This is a genomic window from Spiroplasma endosymbiont of Polydrusus pterygomalis (genome assembly GCF_964030825.1).
Classification (GTDB): domain Bacteria; phylum Bacillota_I; class Bacilli_A; order Mycoplasmatales; family VBWQ01; genus Spiroplasma_E.
Genome location: NZ_OZ034964.1, coordinates 918,873 through 941,302, shown reverse-complemented (window position 1 = coordinate 941,302; position 22,430 = coordinate 918,873). Strand labels below are relative to the sequence as shown.

Here is a 22,430-nt window from a genome sequence, read left to right as displayed (position 1 = left end):
ATAATTAAATTTTAACTTATATATTAACTAAGGAGTAAATATGCCATTCATTAGTAGTTATGCACAATTAAATAAAAAATATGACCTTAATTTTAGTGATACTAATTATGGTTTTAGCTGAGATATTTTTAAAAATTTTGCTGGTGATGAATGAGCAGAATATTTTACTACTAATTGTTTTTATCGTTTTATACCAACAGCACGTGGAACAAGAAAAACTTGAAATTGTTTAGCCTTTGATTTATTTATATGTTGTAATTTTAGTGATAGTAGTGTCCAAGAAGTAAGGCGATATGAAAATACCCATAGTGAAACAACTATTGGAGCTTTAATGAATGTTTGTCAAGTTTTACTAGATAAATATGATATTAATTTATTACCTAATAATCTCCATGGTATTAAATGAAAAATTACTAAGGATGGTGGTTGTATTATTTTTCCTAATAATCAACAAATTGACTTTATTGGTTATGCAAATGGTAATAAAATTTTTGGAAAAGAAGCAGGTGGGTCAAGTTTTTTAGGTTCACGTACTGATGAAATTATTATGGCAGAAGAAAAAGAAACATTAACAGAAAAACAATTAACATATAGATATGAACGCTTACAAAATTCTATGTTTAGAAGTAATCGTATTAAAGTATCAAATGAACCAATTAAAGAATGAAGTTGAACATTTATTGATAAAAATATATATAGTGCTACTTTTGGAAAATCAATTACTCGCTATTTTTATAAAAGTTTTTTCATCACTTTTACATGTAATCCTTATGATAAATACCACCCATTTTATTTAAAATATTGTACACCATTTTTACCATTAAATGATAAAACTATGGATAATCTTAAAAAAATTGGTAAAATTTATTATGAAAATAAAGAAATGTTTAGTGGTTTAGGTTTATTTATTTTAAGATTTACTATTCAACCTTTTTGAAGTAAATTACCAGAAATTCAAAAAAGAACATTATTAGAAATGAAAAAAAGTAATCCTGATGAATTTAATACTGTTTTTTATGGTTTTGAATTTTTAGATAGTGATGCAACAATTTTTCCATTTCAAAAAACATTAAAATATTGACAAACATATGATTTAAAACAATTTTATAATGAAGAAAAAGGTCTGTATAAATTTGATTTTTATAGTGCTGGTATTGATTGAGCAACTGGTCATAAAGACCATACTGTATTTATAATAGTTGGATTTAAAGAATATCATAATACTGGTTATTATGATGCTCATATTATTTGTGAATTAGTAGTTACACCAAATGATTTTATTAATGAAAATGAAAAAATTAATGCTTATGCCAATGAAATTTTAGGGTTAATTGATAATTTTGAAAATTTTGAACAAACAGTTTATTTTTATGATGATAAAGCAAGAACAGCTATTGATTGATTAAATCAAAAATTAATAGATGAACATAATACTATTCTTATCACCCAAAGTGCAATTAAGCATGCTTCAAATCTTAATCAAGAAGCAGGATTAACTAATAGAGTAGTTTGAATGCGTAATATTATGAGTTACGGCAATTTTTATGCTAATAAAGATGATTTACCAAAAACTACTCAATGTTTAGAAGAGTTAAGATATGACCAAACAAAAACTAACATTCCTGATAAAACTATGTATCAAGACCCTTATGATGCTCTGTTTTATGCACTATATCCATATAAAAATGTAATTAGGGGTAAAAATAATGCTACTGTGAAAAAAAGCATCTTCACATTTGCCATATAATAAATAAGTGCAATATAATTAATAGTATAGGTCTCACAAAATAAACGCCTTTAATTTAGGCGTTATTTTGCGTTTAAAAGTATACTTGTAAAAATAATAAAAAATAAGTACAATTAAACAATAAGATGTTAAGAAATAAGGAGTAAATTATGATGAATAAAGAAAAAGAATTAAAAGTTATGAATAAATTAAAATCTTTAAAAGAGATTTTACAAAATGAACGTTATTTGCCAAAATAAAAATTGTAATAAAAAATGAACAAATATTATATTATTAGAATTAAAATCAACAACAATTAGTCTTTTTCTTTGTGAAAATCATGCAATTAATTTAGAGCATGAATTATTACCAAAATGATTAAAAACTTGTGAAAAATTAAGAAAAAATAAAAAGGAGAAATTTATTATGAAAACATGAATAAAAACAAATTTAAGTAAAATAACATTAGCATTAGCACTAATTGGTGCTACAACTGGAACAATAGGTTTAATCATGGGGGGGGTGCTTACCCATAATCTTAGTGGACTTAAATATTTTTTATCACCAAATAAAAAACCTATAATGGGTGTTCAAAAAATATGAATGTCAGACATTCATAATATATCAGTTGATATTAAATATGAATTTAAAATATATTTTGCTGATAGTCCTGAAAAATCAAAATTTTATAATGGTGGAGAAAACATTGAAAGAATAGATATACCATGAATTAAAGATTATTATCCTAATGGGTATTTTAATAATTAAATTTCTATATTTATATAAGAAATATTTTCATTATATTTATCAAATAAACTAATATTAGTTAAATTTAATTCTTGTTTATCGGTTATTAAAACTAAGTCATAATTTCCAGCACCAAATATACCACTAATTTCTATTCGATTTAAATTATTAATCGGATTTTCTATTTGTAATTCAAATTCGCTATTATTATCAATTTGTAAAATTTCTTTATAAAATTCTAATTTGGAAAATAATTGAGATTTATTTGAACCATACAAATTTAAAGCATTTTCAATTTTATTTTTATTAATAATTGCTCTTGTAAAATATTTACCATATTCACCATTACCTAATGTTCAATCAGCAGGAATTAAAGAAGTTATATTATTACTTTCTAATTCATTTGTAATTGATAATCAATTAAATTGATTATCATCAAGTTTAAATAATTCGTTTTGACTAATATCATTATTTTTTAATTTAATGTTATTTATATCTGTAAAATCAAAATAAACAGATTTCAATATTACTTTTAAATCTTTAAATTCTCAAACTTTATCAGGTGTAGAATGTATTGGATTTGATTTTAACTCAAAATAATAAGGTAATAGTAACTTATAATCATCATTTAAACCTTTATTAATAGACATTGTTGAATAAATATTATTTGATAACATAATAATTAGTTGTTTAAATATTTTCACTTGTTCTAAATTTATATAATTAGGATAATCTAATTTTCATTGTTTAAACAAATTAGTAATTACTTCATCGGGTTTTTGGCCTTCAAATTTTTGCCTTAATGCACCAATTGGTTGTAATTTTTCATTTTTTGGGTCAAAACCATTAAAATTTCTATTATAACTATATGTATAAGTTAACATATCTAATAATACTTTTTGTAAACTATCAACTAGTGGCTTATCATTTATTTCAAGTTCAACATCATCAAATTTATTTGTTGTAGCAATATTTAAAACTCAATCAGCTGTTGTTCAAGGCAAATGCCATACTTCATTATCTTTTAATTCTTTTTCTTCATTTAATGGTCATAATTGTGGACTCTTAGTAACTTTATAACCTAATTTAGTATATGTAACTCTTGCATTATTAATAATTTCTTTTCTTGTTTCAGTTCCACCACCAATAGCAATTAAATCTAAAACTGATTTTTCTTGTCCTATAAATTGCTTTGCTAAATTTCAAGGTAATATTTGTTCACTAAATCATTGTTGTAATATTCTAACTTTTGGTTGCGTTTCAATAGGCATTGATAATAATGGAAATGCTATCTTATCTTTAACAAATAATTTAGGGTATACTTGCATATTATCAACTTCACCAAGTACCTTTATATTGCCAAAAATCATGCTTCTAGGGGCTTTAATTTTTAAACCCTTAACTTTTATATCTTTATCTAATGGTTTTTGTAATTTAATAATAATTGGATAACCATCACGAGTTTTAAAATCTTTAATTTTAATAATAGTAATACTTTTAGTACTTCTTGTTTTTGGATTTTGATAAGGTTGTGAATAATTATTAATAATATATAAATTATTAATATTATTTTCGGTTAAAGGTTCATTAATAGATACAGCATATAACTTAAATTGATTTAATAATTCTATTTCTTGAAAAATTAAATTCTTAATATCAGTCATACTATATTCAATTGTATTATCATTAATATTAGTACTTGCTCTTTGATTTAATTGCATAGTAAAATCAGATGTTTCAACAGCAGTAGTTTTTAACACTTTTTCAATATCAATAAAACCAATTTTAATAGTATTTGCTGAAAATTTTAAACTATTATTTTCATTATTTTTAAATAAACGTTCAATTTCATAAATATAAATTGTTCTTTTTTTAAATTCATCATATGCTCTATTAATATCTAGGTCACTAGTAGCACGCATCATATTAGTAAAATCATAAGGAATATTATCAATTAAATAATCATTTTCTACATCTGCTTGATTAAGTTTAGTTTGCTTTTGTTTCTGTGGAAACTTCGTTTGTGGTTTGTTGTTGTTTTCCATTGTTATCTCCTATTAATTGGTTATTTTCGGGATTAAATAATTTTAATTTAACTGTTAAATTATTAATATCTTGTTCATCATCAATATTAAATGTTTTACTAGTTAATAAATCTTTATCTATACTTACTAATAATTGGATAAATTTAAGAATATCAATATTAAATTGTCATAATTTTTGCTCAATATAATTAATAGTTGAAATATTAACTGCTGTACTTTCGGGTACTGATTGTTGTGCAGATTTCTTTTGACTTGGTATATGAATACCGCAACGTTTAGATATTTCATTAACTAATCAATCATATATATCAGTTAAATTTTTACCTTTAAAATTACTACTAGTCATATTGACACTTTCGTTTTGTTCATTATTATCACCAGCACTTTTAAATATATAGTTTTTAGTAACTAATGTTCTTACTGCTTCTTCCATTAAAGATTGAACATTACCATAAGTTTGACTAAAAATAAATTTTGGTGAGTTTAAAATAGTATCTAATACAATTTGTTCAAAAATAACATCTAATGCTTTAATTTTATCCATTACTTTATTACAATCTGCTAACTCATTTGCTTTATTTCGCATAATTGCTATTGGTATATAATTAATATTTAATGTTTGCTCTTGTGATAAATTAGGATTATTAATGTATGATTTAAAATCTAATGGAAATTGTTTTTTATTATCACTAATACTATAAATTGTACGATTAATAGTTACTTGTTCATTATTTAATGTATAAACTTCAAATAATCTTACCATTTGTGTATTTTGTTCATAATTATCATAAAAAATAGTACATTGAATTAATTTACCAGTAATATCATAAACTCTTTGTTGTATATCAACGACTTGAAAATATAAGTCATCATTAGCAATAAAAATTAAATAACCACTAATTCCTAATTTACTTAATTTAAAAATAGAATTTCAATTTTTTCTATAAAATTCTTGTTGAATTAAATATTTTTTAATAGTTTCATTATTAATATCTAGTGGAGCATTATATAAATTCGCATTATTTTCTGCTACAAAATCAGTAAAATAAGTTTCATGGTTAAAATTATTAAAACCAAAATAATTTAAAATTGAAGCATGAGTACTTTTATTTTTATTAGTTAAAAATTTTAATTTTTCATTTTGATTATCATTAATATTACTTTTATCTTTTCTTTTAAATAAACTTATCATAATATTCACCACCTTTCTAAAATATTTGATTAATTTTTAACATAATTTTGACAATAATAAATATAACTAAAATTGCTGTTGCTGCTGATAATAATAAACCAATTAAACCTAAAATAATTTTTAAAATTTTAAAAAACATAATCTTATTCCTGTAATTCTTGTAATTTTCATAAATAACCTTGATCAGTTATTAATTTTATTAATTTATTATTTACAATATTAATATATGAAATTCTTTTTAAACTTGGAAGAAAACATACTCAATTTGATGATGTTTGTGGTTGTCAAAATATTTCTATTGTTTGTGTTGGAGTTTTGCCAAATGTACTCGTACTAAAAGGATTCAAATCATAAAATATTTTATAAAATGTATTTGATTTTAATTGATAAGAAGAAATAGAATTACCACTTAATGATATTGCTACATCTTTTCATTTTGGATAAGGTATTGGTGTTGGACTTTCTTTTAAATTTATTTCTCATTCATTTTCTCTAATTTCTTTTGTTAATAAGGTTTTTGAATCAATTTTTATAGGTTTTTCTATATCTACTATTTCTGGTACTTTTATATCTAATGTATTACTTTTTATTTCATATAAATCTTCTGCTTTTAATTCTTCTAATCTATATATTGCTCCCCCAGTATCTCCACCATCTAATTTTAATGTTCATTTTGTATTATCATAAATCATATTTAATGTAGCATCACTATTACTAATTTTTCTTGTAGTAATTCTTCTTGTACCAGTTCCAATTGCTTGTGCTGATGTAAAAAAGATAACTTCTTTATAACCATTTTGTAATGGTACACTTGTTTCAGTAATTAAAAATACACGATAAAGAGCATTTAAACTAGGTGAAAAATTACTTCAAGTTCTATCATCAACTCTTTCACCTATTGTTTTTCATACAACAAGTTTTTTAATTAAATCTTTTATTTTTATAATTTCATCATCAACATATTTTTTATCTGGAATATCTTTATCATCTGTTACATTAGGATTATTTCTATAAATTAAAGTTTTACCACCAACATTTGTTTTAATAATTTCATTAACTAATCTTGTAGTACTATCTTTATCATCTTTATTATTGAAGATTCTATTTTCATCAATATTACCACCATTTGTTTTAATTTCATTAATAGCACCAACAATAGTTTTATCAGTAGTTTCTAAATTAGGATTTTCAGTACCAAGAGCATTTACAGCAAAAGCATATGGAAATTGTTCTACATCCATTTTTTTATCTATATTTACTTTATTTTCATTAATTGCAGGAACAATTTGTTTAGCAACTGTTTGTAAATTATCGTCATTTATATTTTGTTTTTTATCTAATAATTCATTAGTTTCTTGTTTTGTATAATAATCATGTTCTGTACTATCTTCTGCTATAAATTCAGTTGGTGTCCCTTTTCCTATATATTGGTATAATTCAACAGAAATAGGTTGATAATTAGCATCATTAGAAGTTACAGTAATATCATTTCATTCCTGAGTAAATAATAATTGTATTTTAACATTATCATTTACAATTAATTCATCTAATTTAATACTTTTTTGTGTTGTTCTTTGAACTTCTCCACCTAAACTAAATATAGTTTTTTTATTACTATATATATAATTATCAGTTGGATTAGTAGTGGATTGGTAACTATAACCCCATATTGCTAAATATATTTTTCCAAATTCATTACTAGGAATAATAGAAGACATTTTTTTTCATAAAGGACTAGTTGCAATATTAAATCAATTATTTTTAATATCATCAATATTTTGTTTATTAATATCAACTTTATTTTCTAATAATTTAATATTATTTTCATTGGTAGTAATTCTTTTTTGTTGTTTAGCAGAAAAGTCAGCAGTTGCAGCATGAGTAAAATCACCAACTTGTGGATTATTTTGTAATGCTTCTGGTGGTAATGTACCAATTTCATCAGGTCAATCTAAAATCATTGTTTCAGTTTCTTTATCATATTCAGTTGCTACATAACCTTTATTAACAAACTTACTAACAGGACCCCTATATATTTCATTTTCATTATCATCAACTAAATCATCATATAATTTCATTTGCTTTGATAATGTAAATGCTTTTTGTTCTTTAATTAATTCATCAACTTGATTTCTAGTATAGAATGCTTTTAAATCAATTTTTTCAATATCTATTTCATCATTATTATAACTTGAAAATATTTGTTTTAATTCTGTTAATCTTGCTCATATTTTCATTCTACTAGGTGCTAAATCTCAAACATTAATACTAGGAATACTATTTGCACTAAATGATGTACCATTATTAAATTGAATAGTAGCATCAACATTAAACTCAATTGGTGTACGATTAAATACTCAATGTTCAACACAAACATAAACCATATCTCTTAATGTTTCTTTAATTAATTCATCTTTAAAACTATCAAAAGGAAATTTAGATAAAATAAAATTAAGATAAGCATTAATATCATTTTGAGCACGAATAGCAAAAGTTGTAAATCAATCCTTAACATTAGGTCATGTATTTATATATTGTTGTGGTGTTTCTATAATTTTTCCAGTTAATGGATATCAGTTATTATAGTTTTCTAAACTGACATCAGTTCAAAGTTTATTAATCATAATTTATCATTCCTTAAAAAATGCTTTTTTATAATGCTTAGTTTTTGTTTTAGTTTTCCTATGCACTATATGAATAACTTCTTTTTGTAATTTCTTTTTACCTTTTGCTACAACTTGACTATATACAAATTTTTCTAAATGATGTAATAATCCTGTACCAAATAATGTATTAACTGAAAATTTTAAACCAACACTTTTAAATGATTTATTAATATTTTCAATAGGATTATTAATAACATTAACTACTTTATGGTAAGTTCTTACTATTCTAAATATTTCTCTATAAACTTTAAAACTATCTCTAATTACTTGTTGAACAACTGGTGGAGCAAATGCAATTGCTTTTAATCATTTATTACGACTAACTCCATAACCAATGTATCAACCACTATATCAGCGATATCAATGGAATGGATGTATTTGAGTGATAAAAGTTTCTGCTTTAAGAATACTATCAATAACTATAATTGGTTTATATTTAGGATTACGATGATAAATAGTAATTGCACATTTACTTAATGATAAAGGTTGAATTTTGCAACCCATAAATACAGGTGAATTTAATGGGATTAATTGTGCATGTTTAATTGCTTTCTTTTCTGCACTAGTAAATAAATCTGTTGCTTTTTCTTTTAATTTATTAATTTTTTCAAATACTTGTTTTTCTAACTTTTCAAATTTTTCTTGTAATTTATATATACTTTCTCGTAATTTTTCAAAATATGGAGTATCTTTTCAAAATTTATTTAAACCTTTTTTTAAATAAAATCTAATATCAAAATACTTAAAAATTTTATTTGCTTTTAAAACAACCTTATGAATTGAACTCTTTTTAAAATTAAATTTAATAGCATTAGCACGAATTTTTTGTAAATCTAAAATTAAAGATTTACCATATCTATTATCTGTATGTATTGTATGAACTAAATTTAATCAATCATGTTGATTCATTTTTAATACTTCTTTTAAATCAGTATTATATTTTTTAAAAAAATTATTTGCTTTTTCAATATCTTTAATTTTAAACTTTGGAGTTAATTGTGGACTTAATTTTATTAATGTATTTTGTAATAATAAATAATCTTTTAACTCTTGTACTTCTAATTTTTGAAAATTATTTTTATATTGTCTTTCAGCAACATAACCTAAATTTTGGATTATTGTCTCACGATTAGGAGCAAAACTATAATTAAATAAATAACGTTTATTACCAATAATTTTATCTGTTAAAATTTCTTTACCACTTACTTGACTAATAATTTCTTGTAAGTTTTTTGCTTCTTTAATACCAATTTGTTCTAATGTTTTAGTTTTTTGTGCTAATTTAATAAATTTAGTTGTACGATAACCACGACTAATTTTATTAAGTCCAGCAAATGCAGGTAAGATATTAAAAAAAGTATTTAATGGTGTTACATTTCCTTTTAAATAATCATAAACTTGATTAATAGTAAAATCAGTTAAAAACTCTACACCAACAGCACTAATACTAGCAAGTAAATCACTTGCACCTAATCCAAGTGCTATACTTTCACTTAATCCACCAGTAAAAGGAGCAAGTGCTACTGCTATTACTTGTACACCAATCATTTCTAAAATTTCTCATCAAAAACTTTTATTTTCTTGTTGTTTACTTATTCTAGTATGTTTTGGTTTATTGATATTTAAAAGTATTGCTGTACTAGTTGTACCAATTGGCATGATATTAATTTCCTTTATTTAAGAGTTATTTTAATTGGATTTGTTGACCCTTTATAATTTATATCATTAACATTGGCAGTAATAGTTATATACAAGTCACCTACTTTTTGTTTTTGATTACTTACATTAGTTTTTCCTTGGACATCACTAAAATATTTAATATTTGGATTTATTAAATTTGGATTTAATGATTTAAGTTCATTAGTACTTTTTATTTCTGTATCTAATTCATTATTATTTTTATTAACATTTGCAGTAATATTTGTTGTTAAACTTGTAATTTTAGTTTTTAAATCAATTTTATCAGTATTAATAATTCCACATAACATTCAACGTGAAGTTTTTTCTTCATCTGTTATATAAGGTATTGCTTCACCAGTTAATTCTCCACCAACTAAATATCTTCTTCCAACTTTACCATCATTTATGTCTTGTACATATACAACTGTATTTTGTAACATATATCTTTTCATTGCTCTTGGTGTTGCTAAGACAAAAGACATAATTTTAGTTTCATTATTATCAGTAAAAGTCATATAGTCATCCATTACAATTTGACATAATACACCTTTGATATATAAATTTGTTCCATTTAATCTTAATTGTTGTGCTATTTGATTATCAGTAATTAAACCTTTATTATCAGCTAAATAAACTAAACTATCATATAAATTATTAGTAATAAAAAATTGACAATTATTACTATTTCTTAATTGAAATAAAGTATTTCAAGCAGATAACATTGATTTTAAATAGCCTACTGGTATTGTATCAGTAATATCTAATCTAGTTGCATATTTTGCAATTACAGTTGTATCATTATTTGCTAAATAATCTGCTAAATCATTTGCTACTTCATATTGCATTGTATTTAATAAATTTTGTCCATTTTCAGCGTTTAAATCAACATTAGCAATTATTTCACCTGCAACTGCTTCTTGTTTAATTTCTTTTAAAATTTTAATAGTTTCAGCATAACTAACATCTAATCCTTTACTTTTATCATTTCATTTTAATACTTTAATTTCTGAATTTTTTGGTTTTTTAACTATAAATTCAATTTTTGTAGAATTAACCATTTCAATAGGAAAAAAACTTGCTCATGGTGAATTTGATTGTTTATAAAATTCTATAAACTCTGGTGCTTCTACTAATTTTTCGGTATTATCTAAATTTTGATTGAATGGTACTGACATTTTTTCATTTCCTTTCTGTTATAAATTATTTTTCTTTTTATAATCCAATAAAGTACTTTTTATTGAACTTGGTTGATTTGTTATTATTGTTTGTTGTTTACCACCTGTATTTATTATTTCTTTAAATACTGGTTGTTCTTTAATCATTTTTTTAATAGCTTCTTCTATTTTTGAATTTTCTATATTATTAGTTTTAAATTTTAAATAATCATAAAATTCACTTTTAACTTGATATTTTTTAAATATATTAATTATTTCTTTTTCCTTAATTTCGTTATTTAATTTATTTAACTTATTTTCTGCTTCATTAACTTTATTTTCTATTTCTTGTGAAGAATCATTATTTTTAATTAAAGGTTCAGTTGCTTGTTGAACATTATTTTCATTTTCTAACATTTACAGTACCCCATTATTTAATTTCTTTATTAATTTTTTCATTAAGTTTTGCTAATTTTTTTTGATGTTTTATAATTTTATTATTTGCTCTAACATGTTTTGGAGTTGTAATAAATCTTTTTAATAAAACAATAATTTCTCGACAAATTAATATACCTGTACTTATTCCAATTGTTTCAAGTGCTTTTAAAAATTCTTGCATTTCCATATTTTCCTTTCATTTTTTTATAAAGTAAGATTACTATTACTACGTTGTAAAGCATTATTAGCTGTATCATCTCAATCTAATGAAACATTAGAATTATGACTGCCATATTGACTACTTGTTTCACTATTAATAGTAAATCTATCATCATTAATTAATCTTGTTGTTTCATTTGTAAAGGAAGTTTCTTGCATTTCTATACTATGATTTGTTTCCATAGGTAATAAATTATGAATAATTTCACTTATTCCTGCAATAATAGTAGGTATTGCATAAGCATTATTAAAATCATTATTAATCCCCATCGCAACACCACTACTAATTAAACAACCACCAGTTGCCATATTTGCTATTTTTTGTATCATTGCAAATTTATTAGGTATTAACTCAGTTAAACCATTAATAACATTGGCGATACCATAAGCATTTAATGAAATATAAGTATCTCAATCAATTAATGACTGATTTTCTTGTTTATCTAATAATAATCATGGCGGTCCTTCCGTAGTAGTTGGAATTGGTGTTGTTGGAATAATAGGATTAATATTATTTTCAGTTCATTTACTATAATTTGCTAAACCCATTGTTCCTAATCCTAATAATATTTTTTTACTACTATTAATTAATTTAGTTTTAGTAGTTGGTTTTTGGTTCAAGTTTCAGATATCTAAACCTAATTTTTTACCAAATAATAAAGAATTAATACTTCCTAATATTGGATTTGCTATTACTTGCCCATAATATGCACTTGTACCAATCATTGCACAAATAGGACTAATTCACGTTCTTATTAATTTAGTTAAAGTATAATTTGAATGATTTTCTATATTTGGCATTTTAATCTCCTTTAATTTTCTAATTTTTTAATTGTTACTTTAATTCAACCTTGATAAACATCATTATCACCAACTATTAATGCAACATCACTTTCAGGGTCAGAAACAATGATGTGTTTTGATTTAACATTAGGATATTGTCTTAAAATAATTGCTCTAATATCATTACTTGTATGAATTGCTTTGGGAAATGGTGATAATATTTCAATTTCATCTTTATCACCAAATAAAGTAGGTAATATAATCATTAATGAAATTCTCCATTTTCTATAAACTCAATTACTTTATAATAAGCAGTAAGTTTACCTGCTTCTTTTAATGAATCACATAAACAAATACTAATTTGTTTATTTAACCAAATAATTAATTTTTCATTATATTTATTGATTACTTTTTGTTTAAACTCTTCTCTTATTTTTTTTATATTATTCAAATGTTCTTCTGTTATCTCTTTATTACGTTTTTTATTATATTCATTAATAATTTTTTGGTCTTTATTCATTATCAAACTCACCACTTCTTATTTTTTGAACTAAAATATCTAATAATAAGTCTATTTATGTATTCTCATATTCTTTTTGTGATTTTTTAATATAGTTAATTAATTTTTCTTTATTCATTATTATTCTCCTTATTTTTAGTTAAATTATTAACTATTTTTTCTAAACATTTCAAACATCAATTTTTACTTAATCAAATTCTTTTATTACAATATTTACATTTCTTCATTTTTACTCTTTTCATTTTTTAAATCATTTAACATTAATTGAACAAAATGCACGATTTTTAGGAATATTTAAAGTATTAAAGATTTGACCACTTACTATAATTTCATCATTTTTGTTTAATAAAATACATCGTTTATAAAATTTTGGGTTATTAAAAATTAAAGTAACATAGTTTAATCCATTTCATTGTCCACGAACACTATAATATAATTCTTTATTACCTTTTTCATAATGTTTTGCTTCAATAGTGTTACTCAGTTTTACTGTTAATTTCACATAATTTGATTTATCTTTCATTTTTAAAATTCCTTAAACAATATTGAATATGTTTATATGCATCTTCTTCATGTTTTGTTAATTTTATATTTCCTTTATAATTTTCTATTTTGTTTTTATTTTTTGGATGGTTTTCTAAATAATCTCAATTCATAACATCTTGTACTAACACCATTAATGCACCAATAATTTTAGGAGTTGCTAATGGATTAGTTAATAATTGTTTTGCACTTAAAAAGAAATTTTCTACAATAACTAATATTTTTTTATTATTAAACTCTTGTTTAATCGTTAAAAAGTATTCTTTAAACAAATTTTTACTTTCTAAAACAGTTTCTGCTTTAAATGTTTCATTAAAAATAATATTATTAGTTTCATTTGAATATATAATAATTCCATTACTACCTATTCCTGCTGGGTCAATACCAATAATTAATTCATATTGCATTATTTTTTATATCCCCTACTTAATCTAATATTTAAAATACAGTCATAACAAATTGCTTTACCGTTTTTATCTCTTAAAAAATATTTTCTTGTTTTAATATCATTAGTATTAAAAAATAGATAATCTAATTTATATTGTTTACATGTTCAACAAAAATATTTTTTCATTATGAATTAAAATATTCTTAGTAATATTATTTTCATACAGTAAATGCAGTAATTAAAAAAGCAACAGTTATCATTAAAACTATTGTAGATATTATAACAATAGTAGTTAAAGCAAATTTATTATTATAAATTTTATCAATAAATTTTTCTTTCTTTATTTCATGAGTTTTAATATTTTTTGTTTTCATAATTAATTTTATCCTTTAAATATGCCCTGTTTGCTTTTAGCATAAATGGCATATATTTTTGTTTTTTTTATTTATTAATACTATTAATATTATTTTTCTTAGAAAAATGGGCTCAAAAATAAATTGTAAAATTTTAAAAAACATTAAGGCATTCGATTCAATATTTATTTAATTTGCGTTTAACAAATTAATATTTTAATTGAACCGGCACCGCTTAATTTTTTTTACAAGTTTTAAATTTATTTTCTCGCCCAAAAAATTTTAAAAAAAATAAAAAATAAAACCAACACTCGCTCACTAGGGGAGTGGCAAGGTTGGTTAAATAAAAAATAGAATTAATATAATAGGTCCCTACAACAGGTCTATATATACTAATTACTAATTCGCTCCCACCCCAAGAATTACCATTTAATGGTTAGTATAATTTATTAGGTATCACTCCACTTTTTATTTATCCATGCAAGTCCACATGTTTTAGCTACTATTTTTAACAACTGTGGTGTAGTTCACTGTTTTAGTTCCCTAACACGTGTTGATAATAGTGTTAAAGAAGGTTATTAATTATTAACTTTCTCCTACTTGGTCACTGCATGTAGTAGATATTTAAAGCGTGTTAATAATAAAAATTTTAAAATTTTACAATTACAAAAAAAGACAAGATTTTTATTCTCGTCTTTTGTCATTTATTTTAATTTAAGGATTTAAAAAGGAAAGGAGATATTTACACAAAAATATTAGTTATAGACATCTTCGCTAAGCTCCCAATAAGGGAGCATAACGATGTTGTCTATAATATTCATTATTTGTCTTTAAATTATAAAGTTAGACGAGAATAATTTAGACTTTATATGCAATTGTATATTAATCTTAACACTTGTAAAACATAAGTCAACAATAATGCTTAGTTTTATAATTCAAAAATTCTTATTAAAATAATTTTTAATAAGTTTTTAAGTATGTTATAATAAATTAAAGTCCTTTAAGATAAACCGTATACCCTTTGATTACTAAGCGTATGTTAAGTACGTGGTCTCTTAGGTAAATCCCTTTAATTAGGGATTTTTTTATAATAACTGTATTTCTGTATTTATTTGATAGCATTTAAAATTAACCATTTTTGAATACATATCAATATTATAGGTTCTATTTCCAATCATATGTTTTAAAATTTGTTTAATATTCGTTTCAGTAAAACAACCAATATTTTCAACTAATGCTTGATTGAGTATTCCATTTTTAGCATTAATAAAATAACCAATTTTTAATTTTTGATATTTTAATGAGTTTAAAAAATCAATTAATTCATAATATTGACCTTTTGAAAATAAATTTTGTGCATATTTATAATGTAATTGTGCAATTTTATTTTTTCTTCTTCCTGCCATAATTCCAAGAAATAAAACATGAAAAGCATGGAATTTATCTAAAATAAATTTAGCATTTAAAATTTCAGCAGTTTTTCTAATTCATTTTGCACTATCACCACAAATTATTAAATTTGCTTGTTCAAAATTTTCATAGTATAATTTACCATATTTTTGAATCAATTGTGCAGTTTTATATGCACCAATTTTTGTTTTTGATAATCTTATTTTACATGCAACTCTTTTATTAATTAATTTGCCATTTTTCTTTTTACCAGTACAAAATATTAATAATCTCATAGAACATTTTTTACAATTTTTACTATTATGGTTATCATTAAACTTAAATTTTCTATGTCCATCATCAATATTTATATATAAAGTTTGGTTTGGCTCTAATTTAATTTTAGAAATATTAGTTTTTGGTATTTTAAATTTTTGGAATGTTCTACAAACAGTACTAATACTTATTAAATTTTCTATAAAAGTATCACAAATATCTTGATATCTTTTTCCATCAGTAAAATATTTTAAAATTTTTTTAATAACATCTGGTGCTAATTTACTATACTTTTTAACACCAAGATATACATCTAATAATGATATATGCTCAATTTTTTGTGTTTTTTTGTTATAATATGTATAAATACGTCGCTTATAAATTAATAGGCCTTTTTTTGTTTTTAATTTTCTTTTTCTAAATTTACATGGTTTATATATAGATTTATCACATTCATTTCATAATTTATCATCTATTTGTTTAAAAAATTCTTGTGTTTGTTTTAAATTTAATTCATCTTGATTAAAATAATGTTGTTCTCATTTAAAATGATTTTGAAATAATAACATTCTTTGTTTCCTTTCTAAATTTATTAATAATTAAATTTTAACTTATATATTAACTAAGGAGTAAATATGCCATTCATTAGTAGTTATGCACAATTAAATAAAAAATATGACCTTAATTTTAGTGATACTAATTATGGTTTTAGCTGAGATATTTTTAAAAATTTTGCTGGTGATGAATGAGCAGAATATTTTACTACTAATTGTTTTTATCGTTTTATACCAACAGCACGTGGAACAAGAAAAACTTGAAATTGTTTAGCCTTTGATTTATTTATATGTTGTAATTTTAGTGATAGTAGTGTCCAAGAAGTAAGGCGATATGAAAATACCCATAGTGAAACAACTATTGGAGCTTTAATGAATGTTTGTCAAGTTTTACTAGATAAATATGATATTAATTTATTACCTAATAATCTCCATGGTATTAAATGAAAAATTACTAAGGATGGTGGTTGTATTATTTTTCCTAATAATCAACAAATTGACTTTATTGGTTATGCAAATGGTAATAAAATTTTTGGAAAAGAAGCAGGTGGGTCAAGTTTTTTAGGTTCACGTACTGATGAAATTATTATGGCAGAAGAAAAAGAAACATTAACAGAAAAACAATTAACATATAGATATGAACGCTTACAAAATTCTATGTTTAGAAGTAATCGTATTAAAGTATCAAATGAACCAATTAAAGAATGAAGTTGAACATTTATTGATAAAAATATATATAGTGCTACTTTTGGAAAATCAATTACTCGCTATTTTTATAAAAGTTTTTTCATCACTTTTACATGTAATCCTTATGATAAATACCACCCATTTTATTTAAAATATTGTACACCATTTTTACCATTAAATGATAAAACTATGGATAATCTTAAAAAAATTGGTAAAATTTATTATGAAAATAAAGAAATGTTTAGTGGTTTAGGTTTATTTATTTTAAGATTTACTATTCAACCTTTTTGAAGTAAATTACCAGAAATTCAAAAAAGAACATTATTAGAAATGAAAAAAAGTAATCCTGATGAATTTAATACTGTTTTTTATGGTTTTGAATTTTTAGATAGTGATGCAACAATTTTTCCATTTCAAAAAACATTAAAATATTGACAAACATATGATTTAAAACAATTTTATAATGAAGAAAAAGGTCTGTATAAATTTGATTTTTATAGTGCTGGTATTGATTGAGCAACTGGTCATAAAGACCATACTGTATTTATAATAGTTGGATTTAAAGAATATCATAATACTGGTTATTATGATGCTCATATTATTTGTGAATTAGTAGTTACACCAAATGATTTTATTAATGAAAATGAAAAAATTAATGCTTATGCCAATGAAATTTTAGGGTTAATTGATAATTTTGAAAATTTTGAACAAACAGTTTATTTTTATGATGATAAAGCAAGAACAGCTATTGATTGATTAAATCAAAAATTAATAGATGAACATAATACTATTCTTATCACCCAAAGTGCAATTAAGCATGCTTCAAATCTTAATCAAGAAGCAGGATTAACTAATAGAGTAGTTTGAATGCGTAATATTATGAGTTACGGCAATTTTTATGCTAATAAAGATGATTTACCAAAAACTACTCAATGTTTAGAAGAGTTAAGATATGACCAAACAAAAACTAACATTCCTGATAAAACTATGTATCAAGACCCTTATGATGCTCTGTTTTATGCACTATATCCATATAAAAATGTAATTAGGGGTAAAAATAATGCTACTGTGAAAAAAAGCATCTTCACATTTGCCATATAATAAATAAGTGCAATATAATTAATAGTATAGGTCTCACAAAATAAACGCCTTTAATTTAGGCGTTATTTTGCGTTTAAAAGTATACTTGTAAAAATAATAAAAAATAAGTACAATTAAACAATAAGATGTTAAGAAATAAGGAGTAAATTATGATGAATAAAGAAAAAGAATTAAAAGTTATGAATAAATTAAAATCTTTAAAAGAGATTTTACAAAATGAACGTTATTTGCCAAAATAAAAATTGTAATAAAAAATGAACAAATATTATATTATTAGAATTAAAATCAACAACAATTAGTCTTTTTCTTTGTGAAAATCATGCAATTAATTTAGAGCATGAATTATTACCAAAATGATTAAAAACTTGTGAAAAATTAAGAAAAAATAAAAAGGAGAAATTTATTATGAAAACATGAATAAAAACAAATTTAAGTAAAATAACATTAGCATTAGCACTAATTGGTGCTACAACTGGAACAATAGGTTTAATCATGGGGGGGGTGCTTACCCATAATCTTAGTGGACTTAAATATTTTTTATCACCAAATAAAAAACCTATAATGGGTGTTCAAAAAATATGAATGTCAGACATTCATAATATATCAGTTGATATTAAATATGAATTTAAAATATATTTTGCTGATAGTCCTGAAAAATCAAAATTTTATAATGGTGGAGAAAACATTGAAAGAATAGATATACCATGAATTAAAGATTATTATCCTAATGGGTATTTTAATAATTAAATTTCTATATTTATATAAGAAATATTTTCATTATATTTATCAAATAAACTAATATTAGTTAAATTTAATTCTTGTTTATCGGTTATTAAAACTAAGTCATAATTTCCAGCACCAAATATACCACTAATTTCTATTCGATTTAAATTATTAATCGGATTTTCTATTTGTAATTCAAATTCGCTATTATTATCAATTTGTAAAATTTCTTTATAAAATTCTAATTTGGAAAATAATTGAGATTTATTTGAACCATACAAATTTAAAGCATTTTCAATTTTATTTTTATTAATAATTGCTCTTGTAAAATATTTACCATATTCACCATTACCTAATGTTCAATCAGCAGGAATTAAAGAAGTTATATTATTACTTTCTAATTCATTTGTAATTGATAATCAATTAAATTGATTATCATCAAGTTTAAATAATTCGTTTTGACTAATATCATTATTTTTTAATTTAATGTTATTTATATCTGTAAAATCAAAATAAACAGATTTCAATATTACTTTTAAATCTTTAAATTCTCAAACTTTATCAGGTGTAGAATGTATTGGATTTGATTTTAACTCAAAATAATAAGGTAATAGTAACTTATAATCATCATTTAAACCTTTATTAATAGACATTGTTGAATAAATATTATTTGATAACATAATAATTAGTTGTTTAAATATTTTCACTTGTTCTAAATTTATATAATTAGGATAATCTAATTTTCATTGTTTAAACAAATTAGTAATTACTTCATCGGGTTTTTGGCCTTCAAATTTTTGCCTTAATGCACCAATTGGTTGTAATTTTTCATTTTTTGGGTCAAAACCATTAAAATTTCTATTATAACTATATGTATAAGTTAACATATCTAATAATACTTTTTGTAAACTATCAACTAGTGGCTTATCATTTATTTCAAGTTCAACATCATCAAATTTATTTGTTGTAGCAATATTTAAAACTCAATCAGCTGTTGTTCAAGGCAAATGCCATACTTCATTATCTTTTAATTCTTTTTCTTCATTTAATGGTCATAATTGTGGACTCTTAGTAACTTTATAACCTAATTTAGTATATGTAACTCTTGCATTATTAATAATTTCTTTTCTTGTTTCAGTTCCACCACCAATAGCAATTAAATCTAAAACTGATTTTTCTTGTCCTATAAATTGCTTTGCTAAATTTCAAGGTAATATTTGTTCACTAAATCATTGTTGTAATATTCTAACTTTTGGTTGCGTTTCAATAGGCATTGATAATAATGGAAATGCTATCTTATCTTTAACAAATAATTTAGGGTATACTTGCATATTATCAACTTCACCAAGTACCTTTATATTGCCAAAAATCATGCTTCTAGGGGCTTTAATTTTTAAACCCTTAACTTTTATATCTTTATCTAATGGTTTTTGTAATTTAATAATAATTGGATAACCATCACGAGTTTTAAAATCTTTAATTTTAATAATAGTAATACTTTTAGTACTTCTTGTTTTTGGATTTTGATAAGGTTGTGAATAATTATTAATAATATATAAATTATTAATATTATTTTCGGTTAAAGGTTCATTAATAGATACAGCATATAACTTAAATTGATTTAATAATTCTATTTCTTGAAAAATTAAATTCTTAATATCAGTCATACTATATTCAATTGTATTATCATTAATATTAGTACTTGCTCTTTGATTTAATTGCATAGTAAAATCAGATGTTTCAACAGCAGTAGTTTTTAACACTTTTTCAATATCAATAAAACCAATTTTAATAGTATTTGCTGAAAATTTTAAACTATTATTTTCATTATTTTTAAATAAACGTTCAATTTCATAAATATAAATTGTTCTTTTTTTAAATTCATCATATGCTCTATTAATATCTAGGTCACTAGTAGCACGCATCATATTAGTAAAATCATAAGGAATATTATCAATTAAATAATCATTTTCTACATCTGCTTGATTAAGTTTAGTTTGCTTTTGTTTCTGTGGAAACTTCGTTTGTGGTTTGTTGTTGTTTTCCATTGTTATCTCCTATTAATTGGTTATTTTCGGGATTAAATAATTTTAATTTAACTGTTAAATTATTAATATCTTGTTCATCATCAATATTAAATGTTTTACTAGTTAATAAATCTTTATCTATACTTACTAATAATTGGATAAATTTAAGAATATCAATATTAAATTGTCATAATTTTTGCTCAATATAATTAATAGTTGAAATATTAACTGCTGTACTTTCGGGTACTGATTGTTGTGCAGATTTCTTTTGACTTGGTATATGAATACCGCAACGTTTAGATATTTCATTAACTAATCAATCATATATATCAGTTAAATTTTTACCTTTAAAATTACTACTAGTCATATTGACACTTTCGTTTTGTTCATTATTATCACCAGCACTTTTAAATATATAGTTTTTAGTAACTAATGTTCTTACTGCTTCTTCCATTAAAGATTGAACATTACCATAAGTTTGACTAAAAATAAATTTTGGTGAGTTTAAAATAGTATCTAATACAATTTGTTCAAAAATAACATCTAATGCTTTAATTTTATCCATTACTTTATTACAATCTGCTAACTCATTTGCTTTATTTCGCATAATTGCTATTGGTATATAATTAATATTTAATGTTTGCTCTTGTGATAAATTAGGATTATTAATGTATGATTTAAAATCTAATGGAAATTGTTTTTTATTATCACTAATACTATAAATTGTACGATTAATAGTTACTTGTTCATTATTTAATGTATAAACTTCAAATAATCTTACCATTTGTGTATTTTGTTCATAATTATCATAAAAAATAGTACATTGAATTAATTTACCAGTAATATCATAAACTCTTTGTTGTATATCAACGACTTGAAAATATAAGTCATCATTAGCAATAAAAATTAAATAACCACTAATTCCTAATTTACTTAATTTAAAAATAGAATTTCAATTTTTTCTATAAAATTCTTGTTGAATTAAATATTTTTTAATAGTTTCATTATTAATATCTAGTGGAGCATTATATAAATTCGCATTATTTTCTGCTACAAAATCAGTAAAATAAGTTTCATGGTTAAAATTATTAAAACCAAAATAATTTAAAATTGAAGCATGAGTACTTTTATTTTTATTAGTTAAAAATTTTAATTTTTCATTTTGATTATCATTAATATTACTTTTATCTTTTCTTTTAAATAAACTTATCATAATATT

At 22.5% G+C, this 22,430-nt stretch carries 21 protein-coding genes; 4 read left to right on the top strand and 17 right to left on the bottom strand.

Annotated features, from left to right (window positions below):
• Positions 1-40: 40 nt before the first annotated feature.
• Together ACQH25_RS04740 and ACQH25_RS04735 are read left to right on the top strand one after the other, a co-directional pair.
• A complete protein-coding gene (locus ACQH25_RS04740; protein WP_425380808.1) occupies positions 41-1,747 on the top strand; it encodes a hypothetical protein in 1,707 nt (568 codons plus the stop codon).
• 216 nt (positions 1,748-1,963) lie between these two features.
• Entirely contained in the window at positions 1,964-2,494 is a 531-nt protein-coding gene (locus ACQH25_RS04735; protein ID WP_425380904.1) for a hypothetical protein, read from the top strand.
• Here ACQH25_RS04735 and ACQH25_RS04730 read toward each other — a convergent pair.
• The 15 genes from ACQH25_RS04730 to ACQH25_RS04660 form a co-directional block, all read right to left on the bottom strand.
• Positions 2,491-4,518 (bottom strand): hypothetical protein, encoded by a 2,028-nt coding sequence (locus ACQH25_RS04730; RefSeq protein ID WP_425380903.1) that lies wholly within the window; start codon positions 4,516-4,518, stop codon positions 2,491-2,493. The genes ACQH25_RS04735 and ACQH25_RS04730 overlap by 4 nt on opposite strands.
• Entirely contained in the window at positions 4,463-5,710 is a 1,248-nt protein-coding gene (locus tag ACQH25_RS04725; RefSeq protein WP_425380805.1) for a hypothetical protein, read from the bottom strand. Before ACQH25_RS04725 ends, ACQH25_RS04730 begins: the two co-directional genes overlap by 56 nt.
• A gap of 16 nt (positions 5,711-5,726) precedes the next feature.
• On the bottom strand, positions 5,727-5,849 hold the full coding sequence (locus ACQH25_RS04720; protein ID WP_425380902.1) for a hypothetical protein: 123 nt from the start codon (positions 5,847-5,849) through the stop codon (positions 5,727-5,729).
• A gap of 4 nt (positions 5,850-5,853) precedes the next feature.
• On the bottom strand, positions 5,854-8,334 hold the full coding sequence (locus tag ACQH25_RS04715) for a hypothetical protein (RefSeq protein ID WP_425380803.1): 2,481 nt from the start codon (positions 8,332-8,334) through the stop codon (positions 5,854-5,856).
• A gap of 3 nt (positions 8,335-8,337) precedes the next feature.
• Positions 8,338-10,035, bottom strand: coding sequence for a hypothetical protein (locus ACQH25_RS04710; RefSeq protein WP_425380802.1), 1,698 nt, complete (start codon positions 10,033-10,035; stop codon positions 8,338-8,340).
• 14 nt (positions 10,036-10,049) lie between these two features.
• Positions 10,050-11,231 carry a hypothetical protein gene (locus ACQH25_RS04705; protein ID WP_425380801.1) on the bottom strand — a complete coding sequence of 394 codons (1,182 nt, stop codon included), beginning with the start codon at positions 11,229-11,231 and terminating at the stop codon, positions 10,050-10,052.
• 18 nt (positions 11,232-11,249) lie between these two features.
• A complete protein-coding gene (locus ACQH25_RS04700; RefSeq protein WP_425380725.1) occupies positions 11,250-11,627 on the bottom strand; it encodes a hypothetical protein in 378 nt (125 codons plus the stop codon).
• Between the two features lie 13 nt (positions 11,628-11,640).
• Complete coding sequence (locus tag ACQH25_RS04695; protein ID WP_425380726.1) at positions 11,641-11,835, bottom strand: hypothetical protein; 195 nt, start codon at positions 11,833-11,835, stop codon at positions 11,641-11,643.
• A gap of 17 nt (positions 11,836-11,852) precedes the next feature.
• Positions 11,853-12,668 (bottom strand): hypothetical protein, encoded by an 816-nt coding sequence (locus ACQH25_RS04690; protein WP_425380800.1) that lies wholly within the window; start codon positions 12,666-12,668, stop codon positions 11,853-11,855.
• A gap of 11 nt (positions 12,669-12,679) precedes the next feature.
• Positions 12,680-12,916, bottom strand: coding sequence for a hypothetical protein (locus ACQH25_RS04685; protein WP_425380728.1), 237 nt, complete (start codon positions 12,914-12,916; stop codon positions 12,680-12,682).
• Complete coding sequence (locus ACQH25_RS04680) at positions 12,916-13,170, bottom strand: hypothetical protein (RefSeq protein ID WP_425380729.1); 255 nt, start codon at positions 13,168-13,170, stop codon at positions 12,916-12,918. The genes ACQH25_RS04685 and ACQH25_RS04680 overlap by 1 nt, the downstream gene beginning before the upstream one ends.
• A gap of 229 nt (positions 13,171-13,399) precedes the next feature.
• Positions 13,400-13,693, bottom strand: a complete 294-nt coding sequence (locus ACQH25_RS04675) for a hypothetical protein (protein ID WP_425380730.1) — start codon at positions 13,691-13,693, stop codon at positions 13,400-13,402.
• Positions 13,683-14,120: a hypothetical protein gene (locus ACQH25_RS04670; RefSeq protein WP_425380731.1), complete on the bottom strand. Its 438-nt coding sequence runs from the start codon at positions 14,118-14,120 to the stop codon at positions 13,683-13,685. Before ACQH25_RS04670 ends, ACQH25_RS04675 begins: the two co-directional genes overlap by 11 nt.
• A 193-nt stretch (positions 14,121-14,313) precedes the next feature.
• Positions 14,314-14,475, bottom strand: a complete 162-nt coding sequence (locus ACQH25_RS04665) for a hypothetical protein (RefSeq protein WP_425380799.1) — start codon at positions 14,473-14,475, stop codon at positions 14,314-14,316.
• Between the two features lie 1,064 nt (positions 14,476-15,539).
• Positions 15,540-16,688, bottom strand: a complete 1,149-nt coding sequence (locus ACQH25_RS04660; protein ID WP_425380809.1) for an Mbov_0401 family ICE element transposase-like protein — start codon at positions 16,686-16,688, stop codon at positions 15,540-15,542.
• Between the two features lie 66 nt (positions 16,689-16,754).
• On the opposite strand from ACQH25_RS04660, the gene ACQH25_RS04655 reads away from it, so the two are divergent.
• Positions 16,755-18,461 carry a hypothetical protein gene (locus tag ACQH25_RS04655; protein ID WP_425380808.1) on the top strand — a complete coding sequence of 569 codons (1,707 nt, stop codon included), beginning with the start codon at positions 16,755-16,757 and terminating at the stop codon, positions 18,459-18,461.
• Between the two features lie 216 nt (positions 18,462-18,677).
• Positions 18,678-19,208 (top strand): hypothetical protein, encoded by a 531-nt coding sequence (locus ACQH25_RS04650; RefSeq protein WP_425380904.1) that lies wholly within the window; start codon positions 18,678-18,680, stop codon positions 19,206-19,208.
• On the opposite strand, the gene ACQH25_RS04645 is transcribed toward ACQH25_RS04650, so the two are convergent.
• Positions 19,205-21,232 (bottom strand): hypothetical protein, encoded by a 2,028-nt coding sequence (locus ACQH25_RS04645; RefSeq protein WP_425380903.1) that lies wholly within the window; start codon positions 21,230-21,232, stop codon positions 19,205-19,207. The genes ACQH25_RS04650 and ACQH25_RS04645 overlap by 4 nt on opposite strands.
• Entirely contained in the window at positions 21,177-22,424 is a 1,248-nt protein-coding gene (locus tag ACQH25_RS04640) for a hypothetical protein (protein ID WP_425380805.1), read from the bottom strand. Before ACQH25_RS04640 ends, ACQH25_RS04645 begins: the two co-directional genes overlap by 56 nt.
• Positions 22,425-22,430 lie beyond the last annotated feature (6 nt).